Raw genomic sequence first — 22,853 nt, 5'->3', positions numbered from 1 at the left:
CGCCCGAATGTCTACTCGACTTGTGGTATATCAACCCCGGCGATCGAGGAAAAGCCGACTGCTCGGCGTACCAGGATGTGACCTGGGTCCTGGACGGATTGCGCGGCAGTGGCACACTTGAGGCACGAGTGAACCCACTCGCGTGCTCCGGGGTCGGTGTAATTCCGAGCCGGCGGTGATAGTCCGCGACCCGGCCGAGGCTGTTTCTCGGCCGGTTGACCTGGTGGAATTCCAGGACCGACGGTGAAAGTCCGGATGGGAGGCGCACGCGATCGGCGGAGCGCTCCGGCGTCCGGACGACGCGGCCCCGTTGGCTGCGCGCGACCGGGGGTCCGGATCGTGCACGCCGGTTGTCATGGCCCCGGGCGCGTCCGTGACAACGAGGGACCCGTCAGTGAAGAACGTTTCGCCGATCGACAGCGCGTGGATGCGTCGCGCCGTCGAGCTCGCCGCCCGCGGCATCGGCAGCACGCACCCGAACCCGGTCGTCGGCTGTGTGATCACCAATCGGGACGGCCATCCGGTCGGCGAGGGCTTCCACGCCTACCCCGGCGGCCCGCACGCCGAGGTCGTCGCGCTGCAGATGGCGGGCTCGCAGGCACACGGCGGTACGGCGTACGTGACGCTGGAGCCGTGTAATCACACCGGCCGGACCGGGCCCTGTGCCGACGCGTTGATCGAGGCCGGCGTCAGCCGGGTGGTGTACGCCGTACCGGATCCGAACAAGCAAGCCGCCGGTGGCGCGGAGAAGCTGCGGAGCAAGAACATCGTCGTCGAAGAGGGCGTCCTCCGCGACGAGGCCGAGGCGGTGAACCATGTCTGGTTGCACAGCGTCCGCACCGGGCGTCCGTTCGTCACCTGGAAGTTCGCGACCACGCTCGACGGGCGGAGCGCGGCGCCGGACCGGTCGAGCAAGTGGATCACCGGTCCGCTCGCCCGCGCCGACGTGCACCGCAAGCGGGCCGAGTGCGACGCGATCGCGGTCGGTACGCAGACCGTTCTCGACGACGATCCCGAGTTGACGGTCCGCGACGAGCACGACGTACCGGCCGTCCGGCAGCCGTTGCGGGTCGTGGTCGGTGACCGCCCGATCCCACCGACCGCGCGGGTCCGCAACGACCGCGCCGAGACCCTGCTGCTCCCCACCCACGACCCGGCCGAGGTACTACGGCAGCTCGACGACCACCAGATCCGCCATCTTTGGCTCGAAGGCGGCCCGACCCTCGCGGCCGCGTTCCTCCGCGCCGGCCTGGTCGACCAGATCGTCGCGTACGTCGCGCCCGCCCTGCTCGGATCGGGCTTCTCGGCCATCGGCGATCTCGGCGCGGAATCTATCGACCAGCTCCGGCGCTTCAACCTGGCGGACGTCACTCGTCTCGGCGACGACGTCCGGCTGACCCTGACTCCCCTGGGAGGGAACTGATGTTCACCGGCATCATCGAAGAACTCGGCACGGTCGAGGCCCTCGACCTGCTCGACGGCGACGCGGCCCGGCTCACGATCCGTGCTCCGCTGGTGACGCAGGATGCCGGTCACGGCGACTCGATCTCGGTGAACGGCTGTTGCCTCACGGTGGTCGAGCACGGTGACGGCACCTTCACCGCGGACGTGATGCGCGAAACGCTCAAGCGCACCAGCCTCGATGCGGTCGAGAAGGGTTCGACCGTCAACCTCGAGCGCGCGGTGCAGGCGCACGCACGGCTCGGCGGCCACATCGTCCAGGGCCACGTCGACGGCACCGGCACGATCGCGAGCCGGGAGCCGGCCGAGCACTGGGAGGTCGTCCGGATCGCGGCCCCGCCGGAGATCCTCCGGTACGTCGCGGAGAAGGGCTCCATCGCTGTCGACGGAGTGTCGTTGACCGTCACCGATGTCGACGACGGCACCGGAACCTTCGGGATCAGCCTGATCCCGACCACGCTGGAACTGACCGTGCTAGGCCGCAATCAGGTCGGCGACACGGTGAATCTCGAAGTCGACGTGATCGCCAAGTACGTCGAGCGGCTACTCGTTGCTGGAGGCAAATAATGGATTGGCTGCTGCACTCGCAGGTGACGATCGGCGGGTCGCCGGTCCTGGTCCGGGAGATCGTCGGGAACGTCTTCGGACTCGCGAGCGCCCTGTTCGGCATGCGCCGGCTGGTGGCCGCCTGGCCGGTCGGCATCGTCGGCAACGTGCTGCTGTTCACCGTGTTCGTCGGTGGGCTCTTCGACACCCCGCAGGACAAGGACCTCTGGGGCCAGGCCGGCCGCCAGGTGTTCTTCGCCCTGGTCAGCCTCTACGGCTGGTACCGCTGGTACCAGACCCGCCACAGCGGCGCGGGCACCGGCGTCCAGCCGCGGTGGGCCTCGGGTCGCGAACGGCTCGAGTTGCTCGGCGTGGCCGTCGTGCTCTACGCGATCGCCTACCCGGTGCTGAAGGCGCTGGGTTCGTGGGGTCCGCAGTGGGACGCGTGGATCCTGACCGGCTCGATCCTGGCGACGTACGGGATGGCGCGTGGGTTCGTCGAGTTCTGGCTGGTCTGGATCGCCGTCGATGTGGTCGGCGTACCGCTGCTCGTGCAGGCCAAGTTCTACCCGTCCGCCGCGATGTACGTGGTGTACGGACTCTTCTGTGTCCTCGGCTTCGCCTCCTGGTGGCGGATCCAGAATCGCGCGGCGGTCGCCACGCCTGAACCGGTAGTGGTGGGCTGACATGGGTGAAGTGCTGAAACTCGACACGATCGAGCATGCCGTCGACGAGATCAGGGCCGGCCGGCCGGTGATCGTGGTCGACGACGAGGATCGCGAGAACGAGGGCGACCTGGTCTTCGCCGCATCCAAGGCGACGCCGGAACTGCTCGCCTTCCTGATCCGCTACAGCTCGGGCGTGGTCTGCGTCCCGATGGAGGCGGCCGAGCTGGACCGGCTCGGGATCCCGCTGATGACGCCGCACAACCGGGAACGCCTGCGGACGGCGTACACGATCTCCGTGGACGCTCGCGACAAGGTGACGACGGGGATCTCGGCGGCCGACCGGGCGCGGACGATCCGGGTACTGGCCGATTCGGCGTCGGAGTCCTATGACCTGGTGCAGCCGGGGCACATCTTCCCGCTGCGGGCGCGCGAGGGCGGCGTACTGGTTCGCCCTGGGCACACCGAGGCGTCGCTGGACCTGGCCCGGATTGCCGGGTTGCGGCCGGCCGCGGTGATCGCCGAATTGGTGAACGACGACGGGACGATGAAGCGCGGGGCCGATCTGCGCACGTTCGCGGACGAGCACGGGCTGGTGCTGGTGTCGATCGAGGACCTCATCCGGTACCGGCGCCGGACCGAGAGCCAGATCCAGCGGGTCGCCACGACGGTGCTGCCCACGCAGTACGGCGATTTCGTTGCCCACGGCTACCGGAACACGGTCGACGGGTCGGAGCAGTTGGCGCTGGTCCGCGGCGAGATCGGTGCCGGGCCGACCTTGGTGCGGTTGCACTCGGAGTGCCTTACCGGGGACGTCTTCGGGTCGCTGCGGTGTGACTGCGGTCCGCAGTTGGACGAGGCGATGCGGCAGGTCGCGGCCGAGGGCGGCGTCGTGGTCTATCTGCGTGGGCACGAGGGGCGCGGAATCGGGCTGCTGCACAAGCTGCAGGCTTATGAACTGCAGGACGCGGGCCGCGACACGGTCGACGCGAACCTCGATCTCGGACTGCCTGCGGATGCTCGCGACTACGGCACCGGCGCGCAGATCCTCGCGGATCTGGGCATCACCTCGGTGAAGCTGCTGACGAACAACCCGGACAAGCTGGCCGGCGTCCAGGGCTACGGTATCGACGTGGTCGAGCGCCGCGGCATCTCGATCGACCCGACCGAACACAATCTGCGGTACCTGCGGACCAAGCGCGATCGGATGGGCCACCACCTGCCCACCGGCACGGACGAGAACGGAGTCAACTGATGTCGGGAAGCGGAGCACCCACGATTCAGATCCCGCGCGCCGAAGGGGTCCGGGTCGCCGTGATCGCCGCGCAGTGGCATCCGACGGTGACGGACGCCCTCGTCGCCGGCGCTGAACGCGCGCTGGCCGACTCGGGCGTCACCGACTACAAGGTGATCCGCGTGCCCGGCTCCTTCGAGCTCCCCGTCGCTGCCCTGCACGCGGCCCGCAACGGATACGACGCGGTCGTTGCCCTCGGCGTCGTCATCCGCGGCGACACCCCGCACTTCGAGTACGTCTGCCAGGCGGCGACCGACGGTCTCATGCAGGTCTCCGTCAACACCGGCGTACCGGTCGGCTTCGGCCTCCTCACCTGCGACAACGACCCGCAAGCCCTCGACCGAGCCGGCCTCCCCGACTCCCGAGAAGACAAAGGCTACGAATCCACCCAAGCAGCCCTAGCCACCCTCCTCGCCGCCCGCGCCTTGTAGCTACTTGGTGCGGGTGTGGGTCATTTGCCAGTTGGGCTGCCAGGTGATGCCGTTGTCCGTGGAGAAGGATTGTTCCCAGGCGGCTTTGTCTTCGCCTGGGGTCCAGGTGAAGCGGACGAGGATCTGCTGGCCTTCCCAGAGTTCGGGGGCTTCGAAGATGCCGGTGCCGTTGGTGAAGGAGCCGACGACCGGGCTTTCGAGTTTGCCGCGTTGGCTGTTGATCCAGTGGATGGACCATGTCTTGGTGGTCGGGTTGTAGAGGCGGAAGGTGGCGCCGCGGAAGCCTTCGGTGGGGAACCAGCCCTCGTCGAAGCTGATCGCGCCGTCGAAGTAGGAGAAGACCTCCATCCGGGAGTCCAGTTCGTACCACTCGGCCGGTTCGCCGAGGGCGGGCTTGCGGCGGCGGTTGTGCATTTGCCAGCTGCCGACGAGGAAGTCGAAGTCGCTGGTGAGCTTGGGAGTGTCAACGGGCGGCGGCTCGGTCGCGCGGCGGGTGAAGTCCATTGTCCAGTTGACTTCCCAGGTGTCGCCGCCGTCCTCGGAGAACGACTGCTCCCAATGCGCCGTCGTCTCCGTGACCTCCGACCACGCATAGCTCACCAGAATCGGCTTCCCGTCGTACTCCTCCTCGCCGGTCAGCCAGCACCGATCACCTGACCACGTCCCTCGGACCGGCGGATTGAGCTCCATCGTCGTGCTGCTGATCCAGTAGATCGTCCACTCCTTCTCCACTGGATCGAATAACCGCAGGGACATCCCGTACGACGACTTGCTCGGGAACTGCATCTCGTCGATGCTGATCGCCCCGTCGAAATGCGTCCGCGCGCTGCACGTGCCTTCGAACTCTTCCCACTCGTCGCTCCCCGTCAACGGCTTGGTCAACCGGCGGTGCGCGACATCGAAGTACCCGGTGAGGAAGTCGAAGTCGCTCGTCACCTTCCGCGGCGAGAAGGTCATCGTCCAGTTGCTCTCCCACGTCTCGCCCCCGTCGGCGGAGAAGAACTGCTCCCAGACCGGTACGTCGCCCTTCGTCCAGCGGAACCGGACGTCCACCGGCCGCCCTTCGTGCTGATCGGGTCCTTCGAGGATGCCGATGTCGTCCAGCCCGAACCCGCCGTACACCGGTGGCTCGAGGATGCCCCGGGCGCTGTTGACCCAGTAGATCGCCCACGAACCCGCCTGCACGTCGTACAGCCGGACGGTCAGGCCGTCGAAATCCTTGGTGGCGAAGAAGGTCTCGTCGATGCAGACGGCACCGTTGAAGAGCGTGTAGCAACTGGCCGTCCCCGGAAAACTGCTCCACTCGGAGCCCCCGGTCAGCGGCTTGTCGAGCTTGCGATGCCGCACGTCCCAGTCGCCCACGAAGAAGTCGAAGTCGCCGGTGACGTTCGGGAGGTCGAGCGCCGGCGGTTCGGTGGCGCGGCGGGTGAGGTCCATCGTCCAGTTCGTCTGCCACTGGCCGTCCACCGAGTAGGCCTGCTCCCAATGCGCGGTCTCGGCCGTGATGTCCGACCAGGTCAGCCGGACCGGGATCTCCTGCCCGTCGACCTCGTCCACGCCGTACAAGGTGCACTTGCCGTCGGACCAGCTGCCACGCACGGGCGGCTGGAGTTTCCCGGTCGTGCTGTTCACCCAGTACACGGTCCATTCCTGCGTGGCGGGATCACGGAGCCGGAGCGACATCCCGTACGACGCTTTGCTCGGGAACCGCGCTTCGTCGATGCTGACCGCCCCGTGGTGATGGGTCCGCCCGGTGCAGGTGCCCGCGTACTCCTCCCACTCGCCCGACGGCTTGAGAACGCGGTTGACGACATCGAAGTGGCCGGTGAGGAAGTCGAAGTCGCTGGTCAGTTTGGTCGCTGTGCTCATGACCAGACCTTCTCGCGGAAACCTGACAGTGAATGGCAGTCTTTAGAACTAGTCTCGGATCATGCGTTCAAGCCGGCTGCTGTCGATCCTCTTGTTGCTGCAGACCCGTCGACGGCTGACCGCGCGGGAATTGGCCGACGAGTTGGAGGTCTCGCTGCGGACCATCTACCGCGATGTCGAAGCGCTGGCGGCCGCGGGTGTTCCGGTGTACGCCGACCAGGGTCGGGCCGGGGGATACCGGCTGGTCGACGGCTATCGGACGAAGCTGACCGGTCTGACCGAACAGGAGGCGGCAGCCCTGTTCATGGTCGGTATGCCCGGGCCGGCCGCGGCGCTCGGCTTGACCGAGCAGACCAGCGGAGCAGAGCTAAAACTTCTAGCAGCGCTAGCGCCCGACCAACGTGACCGCGCGGGCCGATTGAAGAACCGCTTCTACCTCGACGTCCCGGCCTGGTACCGCGAGGCCGAGGACTCGCCGCACCTGGCCGCGATCGCCGAGGCGGTGCTGCACGACCGAAAGATCAAGGTGCTCTACCGCCGCTGGGAAGCACCCCGTGAAGTCGAGCGCACACTGTCGCCGTACGGGCTCGTGCTCAAGAACGGCAGCTGGTACGTCGCGGCTTCGGCGGCCGGCCCGGGTATCCGGACCTACCGGGTCTCCAACATCCTCGAGCTCACCGCGTCCGACGAGACCTTCATCAGGGCGGCTGAGTTCGATCTCGCGAAGTACTGGCAGGAGCATCTCGACCAGTTCGAGCAACGCCGGTTCACCGGGCATGCCGTGGTCCGGATCGCCCCGGCGCTTGTCCGGCGACTGGCCGATCTGTCCGCAACACTGTTGCTCAAAGCAATTACTGACGCCGGTGCGGAGCCGGCCGAGGACGGCAGCATCACGGTGTCCGTCCCGATCGAGTCGGTGCCGAATGCCGCCACCCAACTGATCCGCTTCGCCGCCGACCTCGAAGTACTCCAGCCTGCTGAACTCCGCGCGGAACTGGCCCGCCTCGCGCACGACATCATCGAGCTCTACGAGTCCTGACTCGGTTTCGCGCGGGCCGGCGCGGAGACGCAGCTCACTACCATCTTCTGACCGACATATATTATGATTCTCGTATTATATGAGTCGACCAGAGAGACGGTATTCGATGAAGATCACGGTTTTCGGCGCGACCGGCGGGATCGGCGGCCAGGTCGTGGAGCAGGCGCTGGCCGCCGGCCACAAGGTCGTCGCGGTCGTGCGCGAGTCGTCGACGTACGACGTCAGGCATCCCTCGCTCGAGGTGGTGCGGGTGCCCGGCCTCGAAGAGGCGGAGTTGCTCCGGCCCGCGCTCGACGGCAGCGCGGCGGTGGTCTCCGGCGTCGGGGCGCGCAGTCGCAAGGCCGGCCCGGTCGCGAGTACGAGTACCCGCTCGATCCTCGCGGCGATGGCGGCGGCCCGGGTGGACCGATTTGTCGCGGTCAGCGCGATCCCGCTCGGACCGCTGCCGCCGGACGAGAGCTTCCTCAACCGTCGCGTGGTGTTGCCGATGATCAACGCGTTCGCGGCGGACGTGTACGCCGACCTCCGGGTGATGGAGGCCGAGATCATGAGCAGTCCGACGGAGTGGACCATCGTCCGGCCGCCCAAGCTCACCGACAAGTCCCTGACCGGCAAGTACCGCGTGTCCGTCGGCGGCACCGTCCCGCGGACCTACAGCATCTCGCGAGCTGACGTCGCCCACCTGATGCTGGCAGCGATCGACGACCCGACCATGGTCAACCAGCCCGTCAGCGCCGGCTACTGAGATGACCGTGACAACTCTCGACCAACCCCGTACGACGTCTCGTCCGGCGGCGGTTCTCGTTCGCGGCCTGAGTCTGTTCTTCACCGGACTCTTCGCAGGCTTCCTCCTCGGCGTCCTCGTCTTCGAGAACTCGTTGCGCTCCTACGACGCCTCGATCTACGCGCAAGTCAGACTCATCGAGCTCGATTCCCTGGACAAGCTCGCCTCGGCCACCTTGATCCCGGCGCTGATCAGCACCGCCGTCCTCGCTGTCCTTGCCCGCGGCAACAAACGCTGGTTGTTCGTGGCGTTGGCCTTGCTGGTCGTCGTTCTCGCCGTGACGATGGCCGTCAACCTTCCGATCAACGGCGACCAGGCGGACTGGTCGGTGCGGAACCCGCCGTCGGACTGGGCGACCGTTCGCGACCATTGGCAGCTCGCGCACCTGGTCAGGACGGTGGCGGCGATCGGCGCGTTCGGGTCGTTGATCGTTGCCGGTGTCACCCGGAAGCGAGCTTGACGAGAACGTCGAACGGTACGGCGTACCGGGTGTTGCCGCGGAAGCCGGTGACGGTGTGAGCCATCGTGAGTGAGTTCAGCAAGGCCTCCTCGGTTGCCTCCATCGTTGCTTGGAAGACCGTGTTCAGCTGGGTTTCGGGCGTCGGGGCGGCGGTCGTGGTGCTGAAGGCGATGGCATAGTCGCCGCTGCCGGGGGCGTAGTCGGAGCCGACCTTGCCCATCGCGAAGACGGCGCGCCGGGCGACCCGGCCGAGTTGGCGGGCATCCAGCGCGAGATCCGTGGCGACGACGATCATGCAGGAGTTGCCTCCCGGCGTACCGGCGGTCTTCGGGGCGGGAACCGGGGTGCCGAGGACGGTGAGGGTGCCGGAGAAGTTGCTCTGGACCAGTACGCCGACGGTCCCACCGCCGGCTGATCGGGACGAGGTACCGATTCCTGCTTTGAAGCCGAGTGCGGCCGTGCCCGTGCCGGCGCCGACGCAGCCCTCGGCGGGCAGGTCGGCCGAAGCGTTGTCGAGGGCCGCGAAGACGTGCGACGGGGTGATCGGGCGGCGGCGGATGTCCGAGAGGAAGCCGTCGTTGGTCTCGCCGACGACCGGATTCAAGCTGCTCGCCTCAAGATCGCGCTCGAGCAACCAGCTGACCAGTGCATCCGCGACCCGGAACACGGACAACGTCCCGGTCAGCAGAATCGGAGTCTCCAAGACGCCCAGCTCATCCACCTGGGTCGACCCGACCAGCTTCCCGTACCCGTTCCCCACCGCGATCGCCGCCGGCACCGCGCTGAGGCTGGGCGGGAGGATTGCGGTGACGCCGGTGTGGAGGTCGGCGCCGTCGTCGATCGTGGTCTGGCCGACCAGTACTCCGGGCACATCGGTGATCGCGTTGAGCGACCCGGTGGGCAGGCTCCCGGGCACGATCCCCAACTCACGAACTCTGGCCGGCATGAGCACCATCCTCGCCCATCCGGTCCGGTAGACGAGACCTGACCGCAACCTCGCGGCGGGTGACCTCTAGGCTGGTCCAGCGATGAAGACCTTTGACGAACTCTTCGCCGAGCTGGGCGAGAAAGCGCTGACCCGACCGGAGGGCTCCGGCACGGTGGCAGCGCTGGATGCCGGCGTGCACACGATCGGCAAGAAGCTGGTCGAGGAGGCCGCCGAGTCCTGGATGGCCGCCGAGCACGAGGGCAAGGAGCGGGCCGCGGAGGAGCTGAGCCAGCTGCTCTACCACGCGCAGGTGATGATGCACGCGCTCGGCCTGAGCCTCGACGACGTGTACCGACATCTGTAGGAGCGGCTACAGATCACCGGTTCACCTCTCACAGATTGGCTAGTGCCATGCTGCGCGTCGCAGTACCGAACAAGGGCTCGCTGAGCGAAGCCGCCATCGACATCCTGACCGAGGCGGGCTACCGCCAGCGCCGGACCAGCAAAGATCTCTCCCTGACCGACCCGGACAACGGCGTCGAGTTCTACTACCTGCGACCCCGCGACATCGCCGTGTACGTCGGTGAGGGCACCCTCGACGTCGGCATCTCCGGACGCGACCTGGTGCTCGACTCGCACGCCGACGCCGACATCCTGATGGAGCTCGGCTTCGGCGGCTCGACGTTCCGGTTCGCCGGCCGGGCCGGGGTCGCGGAGTCGGTCAAGGACCTCGAAGGCAAGCGGATCGCCACCTCCTTCGCCGGGATCCTCGCGGACCACCTGGCGGAGAACGGCGTACAGGCTTCCGTGGTCCGGCTGGACGGCGCGGTCGAGTCGGCGGTCCAGCTCGGTGTCGCGGACGTGATCGCCGACGTGGTCGAGACCGGTACGACGTTGCGCCAGGCGGGGCTCGAGGTCTTCGGCGAGCCGATCCTCAAGTCGCAGGCGGTGCTGATCCGGCGGCACGGAGTGCAGCAGCCGGCCGGGATGGAGCAGTTGGTGCGCCGGCTGGAAGGTGTCCTGGTCGCGCGCAACTACGTGATGATGGACTACGACATCCGCGCCGAGGCCGTGGAGGCCGCGAACGCGGTCGCACCAGGCCTGGAGTCGCCGACGGTGTCACCCCTTCATCGGGAAGGTTGGGTCGCCGTCCGCGTGATGGTGCCCCGGGCCGAAGCACAGCGGATCATGGACCAGCTCTGGGAGCTCGGCGCCCGGGCGATCCTGACCACCGACATCCACGCCTGCCGGATCTGACGGCCATGACCCCGAAGCCGTCGTTGTGGACCTTCCACCCGTGGATCATCGCGATGATGGCGGCGGTGATGGGTGTCTGCATGGTCGCCGTCTTCGGGGTGATCTGGTTCCGGCTGGACGACGAGTCCCGGGCCACCTTCAGCTGGTTCCAGCGGCTCACGCTGCTGGTGTTCTTCGGCGTGATCCTGTGGCTGCTCTACCGGATGGGCACCGTTCGCGTCACGGCGTACGAGGACCGGATCGAGGTGCGGAACGTGTTCAAGTCGTACCAGTTCCCCTGGACCGACGTGAAGGCGCTGCGGTTCAACGCCGGCGACCCGTGGCTCCAGCTGTTCGATGCCGACGGCAACCGACTCGGCGTACTCGCTGTGCAGGCGTCCGAAGGCGGGCGGGCGAGCGCGGCTGCCAAGCAACTGGCCTCGGTCGCCCGCGCGCACGGAGCCGGCGCTAGCAGCTGACCCTGAAGGTCGTGCTGTGCTCGTCGCCGGGCTTCAGCACGATCAGGTCGTCCCCGCTGACGAAGGCGTCCGGCGGACACGTCATCGGCTCGACTGCCAGGCCCATCCGGCCGATCGGGCTTCCGGTGAAGACCTGCATCCATCGCGTGTCGCCGGTCAGTACGGCGCGGTTCCCGGTGTCGGGATCGGTCAGCGTGACCGACCAGACCGGCGGCAACCCGGTGAACGCGTTGTCGATCTCCAGATCCTGCACCAGCCGTGCCTTGCCGAAGTCGTACTGCGAGCCGGCGACCGGCGCCGTACCGATCGGGCTCAACCGGTCGGGCGTCACCTGGAGCCACTTCTCGGCGGTGAACTCCAGCTCGCACTCGTCGATCTTCCGGCCGACGCTGAGGTACGGATGCGTCCCGTACCCGTACGGCGCGTCGCTCGCGCCGATGTTCGTCGCCTTCGCCGTGACCGTCAGCCCCTCGTCGCCGAGCCGGTAGGTGATCGCGAGGTCCAGCTGATGCGGGTACCCCGGGAGGCCGTGCAGCCGGTGCGCCACCTCGACGACGGACTCGTCGATGCCGTCGTCGACGCGCTCCCAGTTCGCCCAGCGGGTCAGCCCGTGGATCGCGTTCGAGCGGGCCGGCTCGCTCAGGTAGAGCTGCTGGTCCGCGCCGCGGAAGGTGTACTTCCCGTCCGTGATCCGGTTCGGCCAGGGGAACATGTGCTGCCCGATCCCGGCGTGCGCGGCCTGGTCCTCGGGATACCCGACCAGCACCTCGCGCCCCTGGTAGGCGAGCCCGCGAAGACCGCCCCCGACACTCACGACCGTCCCGGTATATCCACCGGCCCGGATGGTCCACTGCTCGCCCGACGGCAAAACACTCATGCCCCCATCCTTACCCACAGCGACCACCGCTGTCCGCCCCACCCACGTGCCGGACACCTGAACCGCCAACACCGACCAACCCCGATCGGCCGCCGGATTTCCCGGCCGCTCACGCCTGGCGAGGAAGATTGCGAGCAGGTTGATCAGTGCTGGCGGTCCGGCCTCAGGAGGCGGCGGAGTCGTGCGGGAGGTTGATCAGCTTGGCGATCAGTTCCAGCTCGGGGTCGTGCGGAGTGTCCGGGGAGCCGTCGACGACGACGTTGGCGCGGGCGCGGGTGTTCTCGGCGGCGAAGTGGTCGCGCTCCCACCGCATCCAGTCCAGCCAGCGGTCGCGCAGCGCCTCGCCGTCACGGGCGATGCCGCGGTCCAGCCGGACCTCGTTGCTGGTCTCGATCCACACCCGCAGTGACTGCCAGGGGTCGGCGTCGCAATCGGCCGCGGTGACACCCTCCACGATCAGCAGATCGAGAGTGGCCGGGACGAGGTGCAGTTCGGCGTACGCGCCGAGGTTCCAGTCGTAGCGCCGGTACCGTCCTTCGCGGCCGTCCGCGAGCCGCTTGAGCACGTGGTCGCGGAGCAGCCCGAAGCCACGGACGGCACCGTCCCACCCGTCGTACAGGTCGTCCATGTGCACGACCAGGGTGTGCAGGCCGCGGGCCTCGGCCCGGGCGGCGATCCGGCCGGCGAGCGTGCTCTTGCCGGAGCCGGCTGGTCCGTCGATGCTGATCAGGCGGATCCGGCCGAGCCGGGCAGGTCCCGACTGGACGTGGTCGAGCAGGTTGTCGATCGTCAGGGGAGTGTCGGCGACTGGTTCGCTGGTCAGGCGGTCAGTTGATTCCATGGCGCTTCAGGATGTCCTCGATCTCGTCGAACTCCGACGACTCCTGCTTCGAAGCCTTGGCCTTGGGGGCTTTGGCGGGCTTGCCGGCAGGGGCGGAGGCCGAGGCGGGGGCAGGCCCGGTGGAGGTCAGCGCACCGGCGGTGGCTGAGGCGGGCTTGCTCTTGGGCGCCTTCTCCCCACCGCGTCCGCGGGCGACGCCGGACACGACGTACAGGACGACGGAGACGCCGAACAGCGCGACGCCGGCCCAGACGGTGGGGGAGAAGATCAGGTGCGTCACCCAGGTGACAGCGGACTTCACGATGTCCCACAGCAGCTTCAGCAGGCCCGTCATGTAGAGCGAGACCGGCAGCAGCGACCAGGCGACCCCGCGGGTCCCGGCAGCCAGGCCGCGGCGTCGCCAGGCGATCCACGAGCCGATCAGGCCGAGCAGCGTCAGGCCCGCGCACAGCGGCAGCAGCGTCACATCGTTGAAGTCAGGCACATACCCAGGCTCGCACAGGAAGGGCCGGAACCAAGAGGGGAACAGCCCTGACCCCACCCTGAAACCGCGCTCCGGGGACAATGGGCCGGTGCAACCAGAACGCCGCTTGGCCTTTACCGGGTTCGACAACGACGACGGGTCGGCTGACCCCGCGCTCGGTCAGGCGCTGGTGGAGCGCGATCAGGGAGCGATTCTGCTCGCGCTGACCAAGGCGCGGCTGCTCGTGCCGGTGGTGGCGATGCTGGGCGAGGTCGAGTACGACGAGCAGGGGCTCGCGCACGACAAGACCTCCGACATGGCCGTCGCGCTGCTGCAGGGGCAGGACGGGCGGAACGCGTTACTGGCGTTCAGCGGCACCGAGAGTCTCGCCCGGTGGAGTCCGGAGGCTCGTCCGATGCCGGCTCAGGCGCAGTTGGTGGCGACCGCGGCGATCCAGGAGGGCGCCGCCGCGATCGTGCTCGACGTGGCGGGTCCGGCGCCCGCCGTACTGGAAACCGATGACGTACGCCGACTGGCCGCCGGCCTCCAGGTCGTTCGTCTGGAGGACGGCGGCTACGGCTGGATCACCCCAGCCTGAGCTCACCCGGCTGGTCACCCCGCCTGAGCTCATCCGGCTGGATCACCCCGCCTGAGCTCATCCGGCTGGATCACCCCGCCTGACCTCATCCGGCTGGATCACCCCGCCTGAGCTCATCCGGCTGGATCACCCCGCCTGACCTCATCCGGCTGGGGTTGGATCACCCAGCGGGGGAGTTGACGGCGTCCATCGGCTTCGGGCGCATCGCGAGGCGGCCGGCGATCGCTGTCACGGGGAGTACGAGGAGCAGGACCAGGGCGACCCAGGCGAGGAGCAGCCAGACCGGACCGGACGGGATCGGCCAGCCCCGGGTGGCGATGGCGATCGGGAAGATACTGAAGCAGGCGGCGATCACGCCGAGGACGAGGCCCATCGCCGCGACGACCAGGTTTTCGAGGTACAGCATCTTGGCGATCTGCTTGCGGGTGGACCCGCTCAGCCGCTGCAGCCCGAACTCCCGCCGCCGGTCCAGCACCGCGACCGCGATCGTGTTGATCGACGCGATCGCGGTGTACGCGATGGCGATCGCGGCGAGCAGATAGCTGATCCAGGCATCCACGCCGAGCCCCGCGTCGAAGTCGGCCGACAGCAGTTCGCGATCACCGATCGTTGCTCCCGGCCACTTCTGCAGGTCGGTCTCCTGCACCTTCTTCTTGTCCTTCGTCCGAACCAGGATCTGACTGGGCAGCCCGGTCGTCGTGTGCTGAGCCAGTAGTTCACTCGGCAGCAAGAGCGACTCGTACCCCGAACTGCCGTCGACCAGCGCCACGATCCGCACCTTCACCAGCGCGTCGTCGCCGAGTCGTACGCCGAGCTCGTCGCCCATCCCGACCTTCAGCTTCTTCGCCGCGGCGGGCGGGATCGCAATGGTGGACCCCTTCAGATCGTCCAGCGACCCGGCCCGCACCTTCCCCTTGTAGACAGGCCCGTCGAGCCCCAGCAGCGGCCACGGATCGCTCGTGTGGCTCGTGTCGTACGGCTCCTCGATCCACCCCTTGCTGCGGACCAGCGTCGAAGCGACAGAGACACCTTCGGTACTGCGAACCTGCTCCGCCAAGCCGGCCGGGATGCCGCCGGACGAACTGGTCACCACGACATCGGCGTACAGGTTGTCGGTGTACGCCTCGACAGCCGCCTTCTGCTGGGTGGTCTGCGAATAGATGTTGCCGAGGGCAATCGCCGAGGCCAGCATGATCGGTACCAGGATCGCGGCGAACTGGACGGAACGGACCCGAAGGTTGATCACGGCAAGGATCCCGCTGACGCCCTTGCCCTCGAGGAACCTGGTGATCCTGGTCCCGAGCAACGCCCGGATCACCACCGGCCCGAGGACGGCGACGGCGATCGAACCGGTCAGGACCGCGGGTCCGCCGATGGCGGCGGCGTTGGTGGGGCTCATGAAGATCGTGGAGACACCCGTGCCGACCGTGACGGCCGCGAAGACGGCGCCGATGATCAGCCTGACCCGGCTGAGGACCACCGGCGGTACGGCGGCCTCGGTGAGCGCCTGGATCGGCCGGATCGCGGCCGCTCGGCCCGCGGCGAAGCCGACCGTCACCCGGAGGACCACCAGGGTGAGGATCGCTGCCCCGGCGAAGGGCAGGAGGCCTTGGTCGAAGCGGAGGGCGCCGGGAACGATCCCGTGGCCGGTGAGCATGCCGAAGATCCATCGGCCCATCGTGCGGCCGAGCAGCAGGCCGGCGACCAGCGCGACCACGGCGACCAGCATCGTCTCGGTGACCACCAGTTTGCGTACCTGGCGCGGGGTGGCGCCGCTTGCCCGCAGTAGGGCGAGCTCGCGCCGGCGCTGGCGGACCGAGAGCCCGATCGTCGCCGAAACCACCAGTGCCATCACCACGGCGACCATGCCACCGAACACGCCCGACAAGATGATCAACGGCAAACTGGTCGCGATTCCCGCGAACTCCGCGGCGCCGCGGTCGTCACCGGTCAGCGCGGAGACGCCCGCCGGCAACTCCAGCCGCTTCGCCAGATCCTTCGCGGAGGTGTCCTTGCCAGGAAAGATGCCGAGGGCATCTACTCGCGAGCCGGCGACCTGGCGTGTGTCGCCGGCCGAGAAGAAGATCGACGGTACGTCGACCCGTCGGCCGGGCGTCGCGATCCCGGCCAGGACGAACTCCCGGGGCTGCCCAGAGACGACGACCTGCACCTTGTCGCCGACCCGCGCCGCCCGGTGCTCGCCCGAGGGCGGTTGACCGAGAACAGTTGTTGCCTTCAGCAGGCGAGCGTCCAGGACGACCTCTCCCGCTTGGGGCGCCTGTCCACTGGTGAGCCGGTACGGCGTGAGCGCAGCGGAGGTCCAGGGGTGGCCCGCGAGCACATCCTTGCCTGGGTCAACCACCGCCGGGAACGACAGATCCGGGACCACCTCGGCGACGCCCGCAGTACGGGACAGTTTGCCGGCGAGTGCGGGGTCGACGCCGTGGCGCTCAGGGTAGGCGACCGAGCCGGAACCGTTCGGCGGGTGGTACGCCGGGCGGCCGGTCACCACGATCGGCGCGGCGGCCAGTCGCTGGGGCTCGGCGTTGAGGCGGAGGCCGGTCTCCAGCAACCCGCCGGCAGCTGCCAGCAACGAGCTGCCGAGCAGGACGGCGACGAAGATCGCCACGAAGGCGGCCGTCCGGAACCGCAGACTGGAAAGGGCGAGCCTGATCATGTCGGCACCTTCGTTCGGGACAACTTGGCGAGGACTGCGGCGACGCCTTCGGCGGTGGGGGCAGGTGTCTCGTGGACGATCTGGCCGTCGACCAGGAAGACCACCTGATCGGCGTACGACGCGGCGACCGGATCGTGCGTCACCATCACGATCGTCTGGCCGGCGGCCCGCGCCTGGTCGCGCAGCAACGCCAGTACCTCGGTTGCGGTCTGGGTATCGAGCGCGCCGGTCGGCTCGTCCGCGAACGTGATCGCGGCCCGGCCGGCCAGAGCACGGGCGATGGCGACTCGTTGCTGCTGGCCGCCGGACAGTTCGCTCGGGCGGTGCTTGGTGCGCTCACCGAGCCCGACCCGCCGGATGACCTCGGTCACCCAGGCGGCATCTGGGTTGCGGCCGGCGAGCGTGAGCGGCAGGACCACGTTCTGGCGAACGGTCAGCGCGGGCATCAGGTTGAACGCCTGGAAGACAAAGGCGACGTGCTCCCGGCGCAACTCGGTCAGCGCGGTCTCATCGAGTCCGCGTAACGGCGTACCGGCTAGTGACACCTCGCCGGAGGTGGGTTCGTCGAGCCCGGCAGCACAGTGCAACAGCGTGCTCTTGCCCGATCCGGACGGGCCCATCACCGCGGTGAAGGTGCCCTTCGCGAAGCCGTAGCTGACCCCGTCGAGAGCGGTGACGGCGCTGGGGCCGCTGCCGTAGACCTTCCGTACGCCGGTCAGCTGCACCGGATACCTGCCGTTGGCGGCCTGGGTGGAGAGTGGGGCGGTCATCGGGTCGCTACCAGCTGGGAGTTGCGGTGGTACGACTCGTTGCTCCACCACAGGATCGCGACCGGTACGGCGAGGCCGAGGTCGGACCACAGCCACCAGGGCCAGTCGAAGTGCCCGAATCCGGCCAGCACCAGCCAGATCACGAACTGGACCAGGCAGACGGTCAACCAGGCGCCGGACACGATCTGCAGCGCCCGGGTCAGGCCCTTGGCGGGCAGGGCGCCGGGAACGCCGTCGAGCACCTGGCGCAGGTCGCCTCGGGTGCGGGCGGCATCGAGCAGGTCGTGCCGGTCGATCGACTCCGAGACGTGCAGCGTGCCCTGCCGGGCGGCGGTGTCGAGCTTGCCGCCGGCGGTGCGCTTGTCGGGGCCGGTCAGGCGTACTTCGTCGGGGGAGAGGAGCGGGCCGAGGGTGCTTATCAGGTTGTTCATCGCAGGCTTCCTTCAGTGCAGGAGGGGTGGTGCGGATGAAAAAAGCGTAGGGGTTGCACAGTTTGCCGGTGGAGGAGTTCAGCACCCGTTTCGGAGGTGGTGCTAGCTCCCCTCTTCGGCCGCGGATACCGCCTCGGGCGCCGAAATGGGTCAGGATGAAGAACATGAGCAAGGCACCGAAGGGACCAGGCCACACCCGGCCTCCCCACCCCGCGCCTGCCCAACCCGCACCCGCCCAGCCGCCTGCCCAACCCGCGCCTGCTCAGCCGCCTGCCCAGCCCGCGCCCGCCCAGCCGCTTGCTCAACCCGCGTCTGCTCAGTTGCCAGCGGGGCTGGCGTTGTCGTGGGGGGTGTATCCGGTCCAGCGGCGCGGGCCGAAGCCGGCGCTGACCGTCGACCAGATCATTGCCGCCGGCATCGAGTTCGGCGACAGCCAGGGCTTCGACGCGATCTCGCTGCAGAAGATCGCGGCCCACCTCGGCGTCAGCACCAACGCGATGTACCGCTACGTCAGCTCCAAGGACGAACTCATCGTCCTGGTCGCCGACAAGGCCTGGGGTCGCGCACCCGACCACATCCTGCGGACCACCGGCTGGCGCGAGGGCTCGCGCGCCTGGGTCAAGGCACAGATAGACCGGTACGCCGAACGCCCGTGGCTGCTGCAGGTACCCATCCGCGGCGCTCCCGTCACGCCGAATCTCCTGCACTGGTTGGAGACCCTGCTCCGCGTCCTGGACGACACCGGTCTGAGCCAGCACGACATGCTCGGTTGCGCAGTCCTCTTCGACGGCCACGTCCGCAGCTACGCCAACCTCTTCCACCAGCTGGCCGCGAGCGACTCCACCCCGGTCGAAACCCAAGCAGTAGGTGAGTTCCTCGTCCCCCGCTTGATGTCAGCCGGCTACGACAAGATCCTGTCCCTCTACACCAACCACGAATACGAGGACACCGTCGACGACGACCTCGACTTCGGCCTCGACACGATCCTCGACGGCATCCAAGCCCTCATCGATCGCCACCCCTGACGCCACCACCCGGCGACCCCACACTTTGGCGGGCCAACCCCTCAAGATGAGGGTTATCTGCGTGCATACCGGCTTAGTCCTGGCTGGAGGTATCGAAGACCAGCTGGATCGGCTCATCGGGCCGGGCCGACGGACAGGAGGTGTCGCCGAAACTCGACCGGACGGAAGGCGGCCACGCGTGGCGTCCCGGCACGGAGGCCGCTATCTCCTGTCCGTCGGTACATGTCTCCGCCGAAGGCTCGCCGGGCGGCCAAAGCGGCGAGTCAGCGTGCCGAACGGACCGGGGTTGGGCGCCTGACGGGCGGGTGGGCTGGGGGCCGCTCGGTCAGTTCGTGGTGGGAAGGGCGATCCGGACCGGGCCCTGGGTGCGGGCTTCGGTCCAGGCGAGGTGGAAGGGGCTGCCGGGGGCCAGTTCGGCGCGACGGTGGGGCTCGGTGCGGGGGTTCATCGGGGCGGTGACGGTGGTTGCCGGCCGGGGCTGGACGCCGTTGGCGCGGATCTCGGCAATGACGGCAGCGAGCGCTTCGGCGGCGGGCTTGCGCTGGTGGTCGACGGTGAAGAGACCGAGGTCGTATTCGCGGTCCGGGAAGTCGAGCAGGCGGCGGTCGATGTCGTGGGAACACCACCAGGTGATGCCCCACAGGGCCGGGTTGTGCACGACCGACTCGACCGTGCGCCGGGTGAATTCGGCCTGCAGGTCGACGGGAATGTCCGGGCCCGGTACGCCGACCTCCTGCAGCCACACCGGCCGGGCAGGATCCAGTGAGGTCGCGGCGGCCAGTTCGACCAGGTAGTCCGCGTGCGACACGGTCGCCGGGCCGAGCGGGCCGTCCACTCGGGAGACCCCGTTGAAAACCCACGAGTGGACGGTGCTCAGCTCACCCAGGTCGACGACGTCGACCGGGTGGAACGGGTGGTCCGGCTTGTACCAGGCGTCGTCGAAGACCGAGTGCAGCGCCAGTACGTCGGGGGCCGCCTTCTTCACCGCGACCAGGAGATCCTGCGCCCAGCTCGTCGAGCTCGAAGGAGTCGTCGTACTGTCCGGCCAGAGGTTGTTCACCTCGTTCCCGAGCGTGATCGCGAAGACGTTCGGACGGGTCGCGACCGCGACCGCCACCGCCTCGCAGTACGCCGTGAGACCGTCGCGGACGGTGCTGTCCTCGAACAGGCTGCGCCGGTGCCACGTGAGCACCCACGAAGGCAGGAAGTCGAAGCTGGAGAGATGGCCCTGGATCAGGTCGACCGCGACCCCCAGCCCGTACTCCGCGGCCGCGTCGATCAGGTCGAGCAGGTCGTCGATCGGCTGCTGCCTGATGAGCGCGCGGTTGGGCTGGATCCAGGGCCAGATCGGGAACACCCGGACGTGGTCGAGCCCGAGTCCGGCCAGGTCGGCGAAGTCCCGGCGTACCGCGGCGCCGTCGTAGTCGAGCCAGCTGTAGAACCAGCCGGACGACGGGACGTAGTTCGCGCCGAACCGCGGCGTGACGTGATCCGAAACCATGAGAAGGATGCTAAATCGGTTTAGCTTCCTTGCCAAGTCAGTGGCCGGTCAGTGGGCGGGGGGTGCGGTGGATTCGCGGACCGTCAGGACCGGGTCCGCGGTGCGGCGGTTGATGACGGCGGTGGGGGTGGCGATCACCTCGAGGAGTACTTCGGCGGCCTGGCGGCCGAAGTCGAAGGTGTCCCGCGACATCGCGGTCAGCGCCGGGTGCATCAGCTGGGTCAGGATCGAGTCGTCGAACGCCACGATCGACAGCTCGCCCGGGACCGCGACGCCCATCTCCATCGCGACGCCCAGTCCGGCCACCGCCATCACGTCGGAGTCGTAGACGATCGCGGTCGGCCGGTCCGCCTGGGAGAGCAGTTTGCGGGTGGTCGCGGCGCCTTCGGCGTCGCTGAAGTCCGTGGTCAGCGACGGCGCGTCGACCAGCCCGAGCCGGGGAGCGGCGTCGCGGACGGCGCGGATCCGGCGCTGGGTGTGCTGGAAGTTCGGCGTACCGGCCACGTGGGCGATCCGGCGGTGGCCGAGTGCGGCCAGGTACTCCACGATCGACAGCATCGCGTCGCGGTCGTCGGCCCAGACCGAGGCGAGGGCGCCCTTGCCGCCTCGGCCGCCGATCACCACAGCGGGGAGTTCGAGCTCCTTCAAGGCGTCGATGCGCGGGTCGCGCACGGTCAGGTCGACCAGGATCACGCCGTCGACGCGGTGCTCGGAGGCCCACCGCCGGTACACCTCGATCTCGGCCTCGGTGTTCTCCACGATCAGCAACTGCAGCGAGATGGAGTGCGCGGACAGGCCCGACTGCAGGCCGGACAGCAGGTGCGCGAAGAAGGGTTCCACGCCCAGCGTGCGGGCGGGCCGGGCGATCACCAGGCCGACCGAATCCACCCGCGAGGCGCCGAGCGCGCGGGCGGCGCTGTGCGGCCGCCAGCTCATCTGTTCGGCGATCTGCAGGATCCTCGCCCTGGTCGCGTCGCTCACGCCAGGCCGCCCGTTCAGCGCGAACGAGACCGCGCCTTTCGAGACGCCTGCCTTGTCGGCGATATCGGCGATCGTCGGTCGCGCCATCAGCCCTCCCTAACCAGTGTGTCCCGCCGGCGAGACGCAACTTGTCCCCTTGACAGCGGATTCTACGATGTGGATAGTGCAGGAGCTATACCGGTTTATCACCTCAGGAGAACCTCATGCGTAGTCGGCGTCTCAGCGTGGTGGCAGGTCTTGCCGCCACGGCCCTCGCTCTTGCTGGTTGCGGGCTCGGTTCGTCGGACGACACCTCGTCCGGCAGCAAGCCCACAGTCGATGCGAACACCCAGGTGACCGGCGAGGTGAGCCTGCAGACCTGGGCGCTGAAGCCGAAGTTCACGACTTACGTCGAAGGGGTGATCAAAGCCTTCGAGGCGAAGTACCCCGGGACCAAGGTGACCTGGCTGGACCAGCCCGGTGACGGCTACGACAAGAAGGTGCTGAGCCAGGCCTCGGCCGGGCAGCTCCCCGACGTGGTGAACCTGCCGCCGGACTTCGCGCTGCCGCTGGCCAAGCAGAACCTGCTGCTCGACGTCGCGGCCGCCGACCCGAAGCTGTCGGAGGAGTACGTCGAGGGCGGCGTACAGGCGTACCAGTACCAGGGGCAGACCGGCACGTTCGGCTACCCGTGGTACCTGAACACCGACATCGACTACTGGAACTCGGCCAAGTTCGCCGCGGTCGGGCTGGACGCGAAGAACCCGCCGAAGACCTTCGACGAACTGCTCGCGGCGGCCAAGGTGATGCACGACAAGTCCGGTGGCAAGGAGTACCTGATGAGCCGCCTGCCGGGCATCGGTGACTTCACCAACGCCGGTGTCAAGGTGCTGTCCGACGACGGGAAGACGTTCACCTTCAACACTCCTGAGGCCGTCGCGCTGCTGGACAAGTACCGCGCCGCGTACGCCGCCGGCTACCTGCCGCGCGACATCCTGACCCAGGAGTACCTGGGCAACTCCAAGCTCTTCACCCAGGGCAAGGTCGCCTGGACCACCGGTGGCGGCAACGCGATCCAGGACTTCGTCAAGGACAACCCGTCGCTGAAGGGCAAGGTCGTCCCGTCGCCCGCGCTGGACACCCCGCCGCTGTACGTGCAGGGCCTGTCGGTCTCGGCGAAGACCAAGAACCAGGCGGCCGCGATCGCGCTGGCCCGGTTCGTCACCAACGCGGAGAACCAGGCCGCGTTCGCGAAGATCGTCAACATCTTCCCCTCCACCAAGGCCTCGGCGAACGACCCGTACTTCTCCAAGTCCGACGGTACGCCGGAGTCCGACGCCAAGGTGCTCGCGTTCGCCTCGCTGGCCAAGGCCAAGTCGCTGCAGCCGGCCGTGATCAGCGGCGCCACCAACGACTTCATCAACCAGCAGATCTCGCTCGCGATCGCCGGCAAGGTGACGTCGAAGGCTGCTCTGGACGCCGCGGTGGCGAAGGCCAACCAGCTGCTCGCCCAGTGAG

The 22,853-nt window shown here is 68.3% G+C and carries 24 protein-coding genes and 1 riboswitch; of the genes, 14 read left to right on the top strand and 10 right to left on the bottom strand.

Annotation, left to right across the window (positions count from 1 at the left end):
- The first annotated feature begins 139 nt into the window (after positions 1–139).
- Positions 140–271, top strand: a riboswitch (FMN riboswitch).
- A 123-nt stretch (positions 272–394) separates the two neighbouring features.
- The 5 genes from ribD to ribH are packed head-to-tail and all read left to right on the top strand — an operon-like array spanning position 395 to position 4,397.
- On the top strand, positions 395–1,423 hold the full coding sequence (gene ribD, locus DIZ26_RS19695) for a bifunctional diaminohydroxyphosphoribosylaminopyrimidine deaminase/5-amino-6-(5-phosphoribosylamino)uracil reductase RibD (RefSeq protein WP_198676175.1): 1,029 nt from the start codon (positions 395–397) through the stop codon (positions 1,421–1,423).
- Positions 1,423–2,028 (top strand): riboflavin synthase, encoded by a 606-nt coding sequence (locus tag DIZ26_RS19690; RefSeq protein ID WP_112243593.1) that lies wholly within the window; start codon positions 1,423–1,425, stop codon positions 2,026–2,028. Before ribD ends, DIZ26_RS19690 begins: the two co-directional genes overlap by 1 nt.
- Positions 2,028–2,693 carry a nicotinamide riboside transporter PnuC gene (gene pnuC / locus DIZ26_RS19685; protein ID WP_112243591.1) on the top strand — a complete coding sequence of 222 codons (666 nt, stop codon included), beginning with the start codon at positions 2,028–2,030 and terminating at the stop codon, positions 2,691–2,693. The genes DIZ26_RS19690 and pnuC overlap by 1 nt, the downstream gene beginning before the upstream one ends.
- Before the next feature lies 1 nt (position 2,694).
- On the top strand, positions 2,695–3,927 hold the full coding sequence (locus DIZ26_RS19680) for a bifunctional 3,4-dihydroxy-2-butanone-4-phosphate synthase/GTP cyclohydrolase II (RefSeq protein WP_112243590.1): 1,233 nt from the start codon (positions 2,695–2,697) through the stop codon (positions 3,925–3,927).
- Complete coding sequence (gene ribH, locus DIZ26_RS19675) at positions 3,927–4,397, top strand: 6,7-dimethyl-8-ribityllumazine synthase (protein ID WP_112243588.1); 471 nt, start codon at positions 3,927–3,929, stop codon at positions 4,395–4,397. The genes DIZ26_RS19680 and ribH overlap by 1 nt, the downstream gene beginning before the upstream one ends.
- On the opposite strand, the gene DIZ26_RS37920 is transcribed toward ribH, so the two are convergent.
- Entirely contained in the window at positions 4,398–6,266 is a 1,869-nt protein-coding gene (locus tag DIZ26_RS37920; protein ID WP_198676174.1) for a hypothetical protein, read from the bottom strand.
- A gap of 61 nt (positions 6,267–6,327) precedes the next feature.
- Between DIZ26_RS37920 and DIZ26_RS19660 the strand changes: the two genes are divergently transcribed.
- The 3 genes from DIZ26_RS19660 to DIZ26_RS19650 all read left to right on the top strand — a co-directional run bounded on the left by DIZ26_RS19660 (position 6,328) and on the right by DIZ26_RS19650 (position 8,549).
- The gene (locus tag DIZ26_RS19660; protein ID WP_112243586.1) at positions 6,328–7,305 is read left to right on the top strand and encodes a helix-turn-helix transcriptional regulator; all 978 of its coding nucleotides are present in this window, start codon (positions 6,328–6,330) and stop codon (positions 7,303–7,305) included.
- 106 nt (positions 7,306–7,411) lie between these two features.
- Positions 7,412–8,050, top strand: a complete 639-nt coding sequence (locus DIZ26_RS19655; protein ID WP_112243584.1) for an NAD(P)-dependent oxidoreductase — start codon at positions 7,412–7,414, stop codon at positions 8,048–8,050.
- A gap of 1 nt (position 8,051) precedes the next feature.
- A complete protein-coding gene (locus tag DIZ26_RS19650; protein WP_112243582.1) occupies positions 8,052–8,549 on the top strand; it encodes an anthrone oxygenase family protein in 498 nt (165 codons plus the stop codon).
- On the opposite strand, the gene DIZ26_RS19645 is transcribed toward DIZ26_RS19650, so the two are convergent.
- Complete coding sequence (locus tag DIZ26_RS19645; protein ID WP_112243580.1) at positions 8,530–9,495, bottom strand: P1 family peptidase; 966 nt, start codon at positions 9,493–9,495, stop codon at positions 8,530–8,532. The two genes, DIZ26_RS19650 and DIZ26_RS19645, sit on opposite strands and share 20 nt — an antisense overlap.
- Before the next feature lie 82 nt (positions 9,496–9,577).
- Between DIZ26_RS19645 and DIZ26_RS19640 the strand changes: the two genes are divergently transcribed.
- The 3 genes from DIZ26_RS19640 to DIZ26_RS19630 are packed head-to-tail and all read left to right on the top strand — an operon-like array spanning position 9,578 to position 11,192.
- A complete protein-coding gene (locus DIZ26_RS19640) occupies positions 9,578–9,841 on the top strand; it encodes a phosphoribosyl-ATP diphosphatase (RefSeq protein WP_020390973.1) in 264 nt (87 codons plus the stop codon).
- A gap of 47 nt (positions 9,842–9,888) precedes the next feature.
- Complete coding sequence (gene hisG, locus DIZ26_RS19635) at positions 9,889–10,734, top strand: ATP phosphoribosyltransferase (protein ID WP_112243578.1); 846 nt, start codon at positions 9,889–9,891, stop codon at positions 10,732–10,734.
- Positions 10,735–10,739: 5 nt separating this feature from the next.
- Positions 10,740–11,192, top strand: a complete 453-nt coding sequence (locus DIZ26_RS19630) for a PH domain-containing protein (protein WP_112243576.1) — start codon at positions 10,740–10,742, stop codon at positions 11,190–11,192.
- Here DIZ26_RS19630 and DIZ26_RS19625 read toward each other — a convergent pair.
- The 3 genes from DIZ26_RS19625 to DIZ26_RS37500 form a co-directional block, all read right to left on the bottom strand.
- A complete protein-coding gene (locus DIZ26_RS19625; RefSeq protein ID WP_112243574.1) occupies positions 11,182–12,069 on the bottom strand; it encodes an aldose 1-epimerase family protein in 888 nt (295 codons plus the stop codon). The two genes, DIZ26_RS19630 and DIZ26_RS19625, sit on opposite strands and share 11 nt — an antisense overlap.
- 163 nt (positions 12,070–12,232) lie before the next feature.
- Positions 12,233–12,910, bottom strand: a complete 678-nt coding sequence (locus tag DIZ26_RS19620; protein WP_112243572.1) for a uridine kinase family protein — start codon at positions 12,908–12,910, stop codon at positions 12,233–12,235.
- Entirely contained in the window at positions 12,897–13,394 is a 498-nt protein-coding gene (locus DIZ26_RS37500; RefSeq protein ID WP_157979761.1) for a hypothetical protein, read from the bottom strand. Before DIZ26_RS37500 ends, DIZ26_RS19620 begins: the two co-directional genes overlap by 14 nt.
- A gap of 88 nt (positions 13,395–13,482) precedes the next feature.
- Between DIZ26_RS37500 and DIZ26_RS19610 the strand changes: the two genes are divergently transcribed.
- The gene (locus tag DIZ26_RS19610) at positions 13,483–13,971 is read left to right on the top strand and encodes an SseB family protein (protein WP_112243568.1); all 489 of its coding nucleotides are present in this window, start codon (positions 13,483–13,485) and stop codon (positions 13,969–13,971) included.
- A gap of 160 nt (positions 13,972–14,131) precedes the next feature.
- Here the strand turns inward: DIZ26_RS19610 and DIZ26_RS19605 are convergent, their stop codons facing one another.
- From DIZ26_RS19605 to DIZ26_RS19595, 3 genes are read right to left on the bottom strand one after another with little or no spacing between them, the layout of a single operon-like run.
- Positions 14,132–16,648, bottom strand: a complete 2,517-nt coding sequence (locus DIZ26_RS19605) for an FtsX-like permease family protein (protein ID WP_112243566.1) — start codon at positions 16,646–16,648, stop codon at positions 14,132–14,134.
- Positions 16,645–17,418 carry an ABC transporter ATP-binding protein gene (locus DIZ26_RS19600; RefSeq protein ID WP_112243564.1) on the bottom strand — a complete coding sequence of 258 codons (774 nt, stop codon included), beginning with the start codon at positions 17,416–17,418 and terminating at the stop codon, positions 16,645–16,647. Before DIZ26_RS19600 ends, DIZ26_RS19605 begins: the two co-directional genes overlap by 4 nt.
- Positions 17,415–17,849: a DUF1707 domain-containing protein gene (locus tag DIZ26_RS19595; RefSeq protein WP_112243562.1), complete on the bottom strand. Its 435-nt coding sequence runs from the start codon at positions 17,847–17,849 to the stop codon at positions 17,415–17,417. The genes DIZ26_RS19600 and DIZ26_RS19595 overlap by 4 nt, the downstream gene beginning before the upstream one ends.
- Before the next feature lie 164 nt (positions 17,850–18,013).
- Between DIZ26_RS19595 and DIZ26_RS19590 the strand changes: the two genes are divergently transcribed.
- Positions 18,014–18,874 (top strand): TetR/AcrR family transcriptional regulator, encoded by an 861-nt coding sequence (locus tag DIZ26_RS19590; RefSeq protein ID WP_112244426.1) that lies wholly within the window; start codon positions 18,014–18,016, stop codon positions 18,872–18,874.
- A gap of 325 nt (positions 18,875–19,199) precedes the next feature.
- Here DIZ26_RS19590 and DIZ26_RS19585 read toward each other — a convergent pair whose 3' ends face one another.
- Together DIZ26_RS19585 and DIZ26_RS19580 are read right to left on the bottom strand one after the other, a co-directional pair.
- Positions 19,200–20,375 (bottom strand): glycoside hydrolase 5 family protein, encoded by a 1,176-nt coding sequence (locus DIZ26_RS19585; protein ID WP_112243560.1) that lies wholly within the window; start codon positions 20,373–20,375, stop codon positions 19,200–19,202.
- Positions 20,376–20,423: 48 nt separating this feature from the next.
- Positions 20,424–21,443 carry a LacI family DNA-binding transcriptional regulator gene (locus DIZ26_RS19580; protein WP_112243558.1) on the bottom strand — a complete coding sequence of 340 codons (1,020 nt, stop codon included), beginning with the start codon at positions 21,441–21,443 and terminating at the stop codon, positions 20,424–20,426.
- A 116-nt stretch (positions 21,444–21,559) separates the two neighbouring features.
- Here DIZ26_RS19580 and DIZ26_RS19575 point away from each other — a divergent pair, with 116 nt between their 5' ends.
- Positions 21,560–22,852, top strand: a complete 1,293-nt coding sequence (locus DIZ26_RS19575) for an ABC transporter substrate-binding protein (protein ID WP_112243556.1) — start codon at positions 21,560–21,562, stop codon at positions 22,850–22,852.
- Position 22,853: the final 1 nt, after the last annotated feature.

Source organism: Kribbella monticola, assembly GCF_003261635.1.
GTDB classification, from domain to species: domain Bacteria; phylum Actinomycetota; class Actinomycetes; order Propionibacteriales; family Kribbellaceae; genus Kribbella; species Kribbella monticola.
Note: the sequence above shows the minus strand (reverse complement) of the source record. Positions and strands in the feature narration are given on the sequence as shown.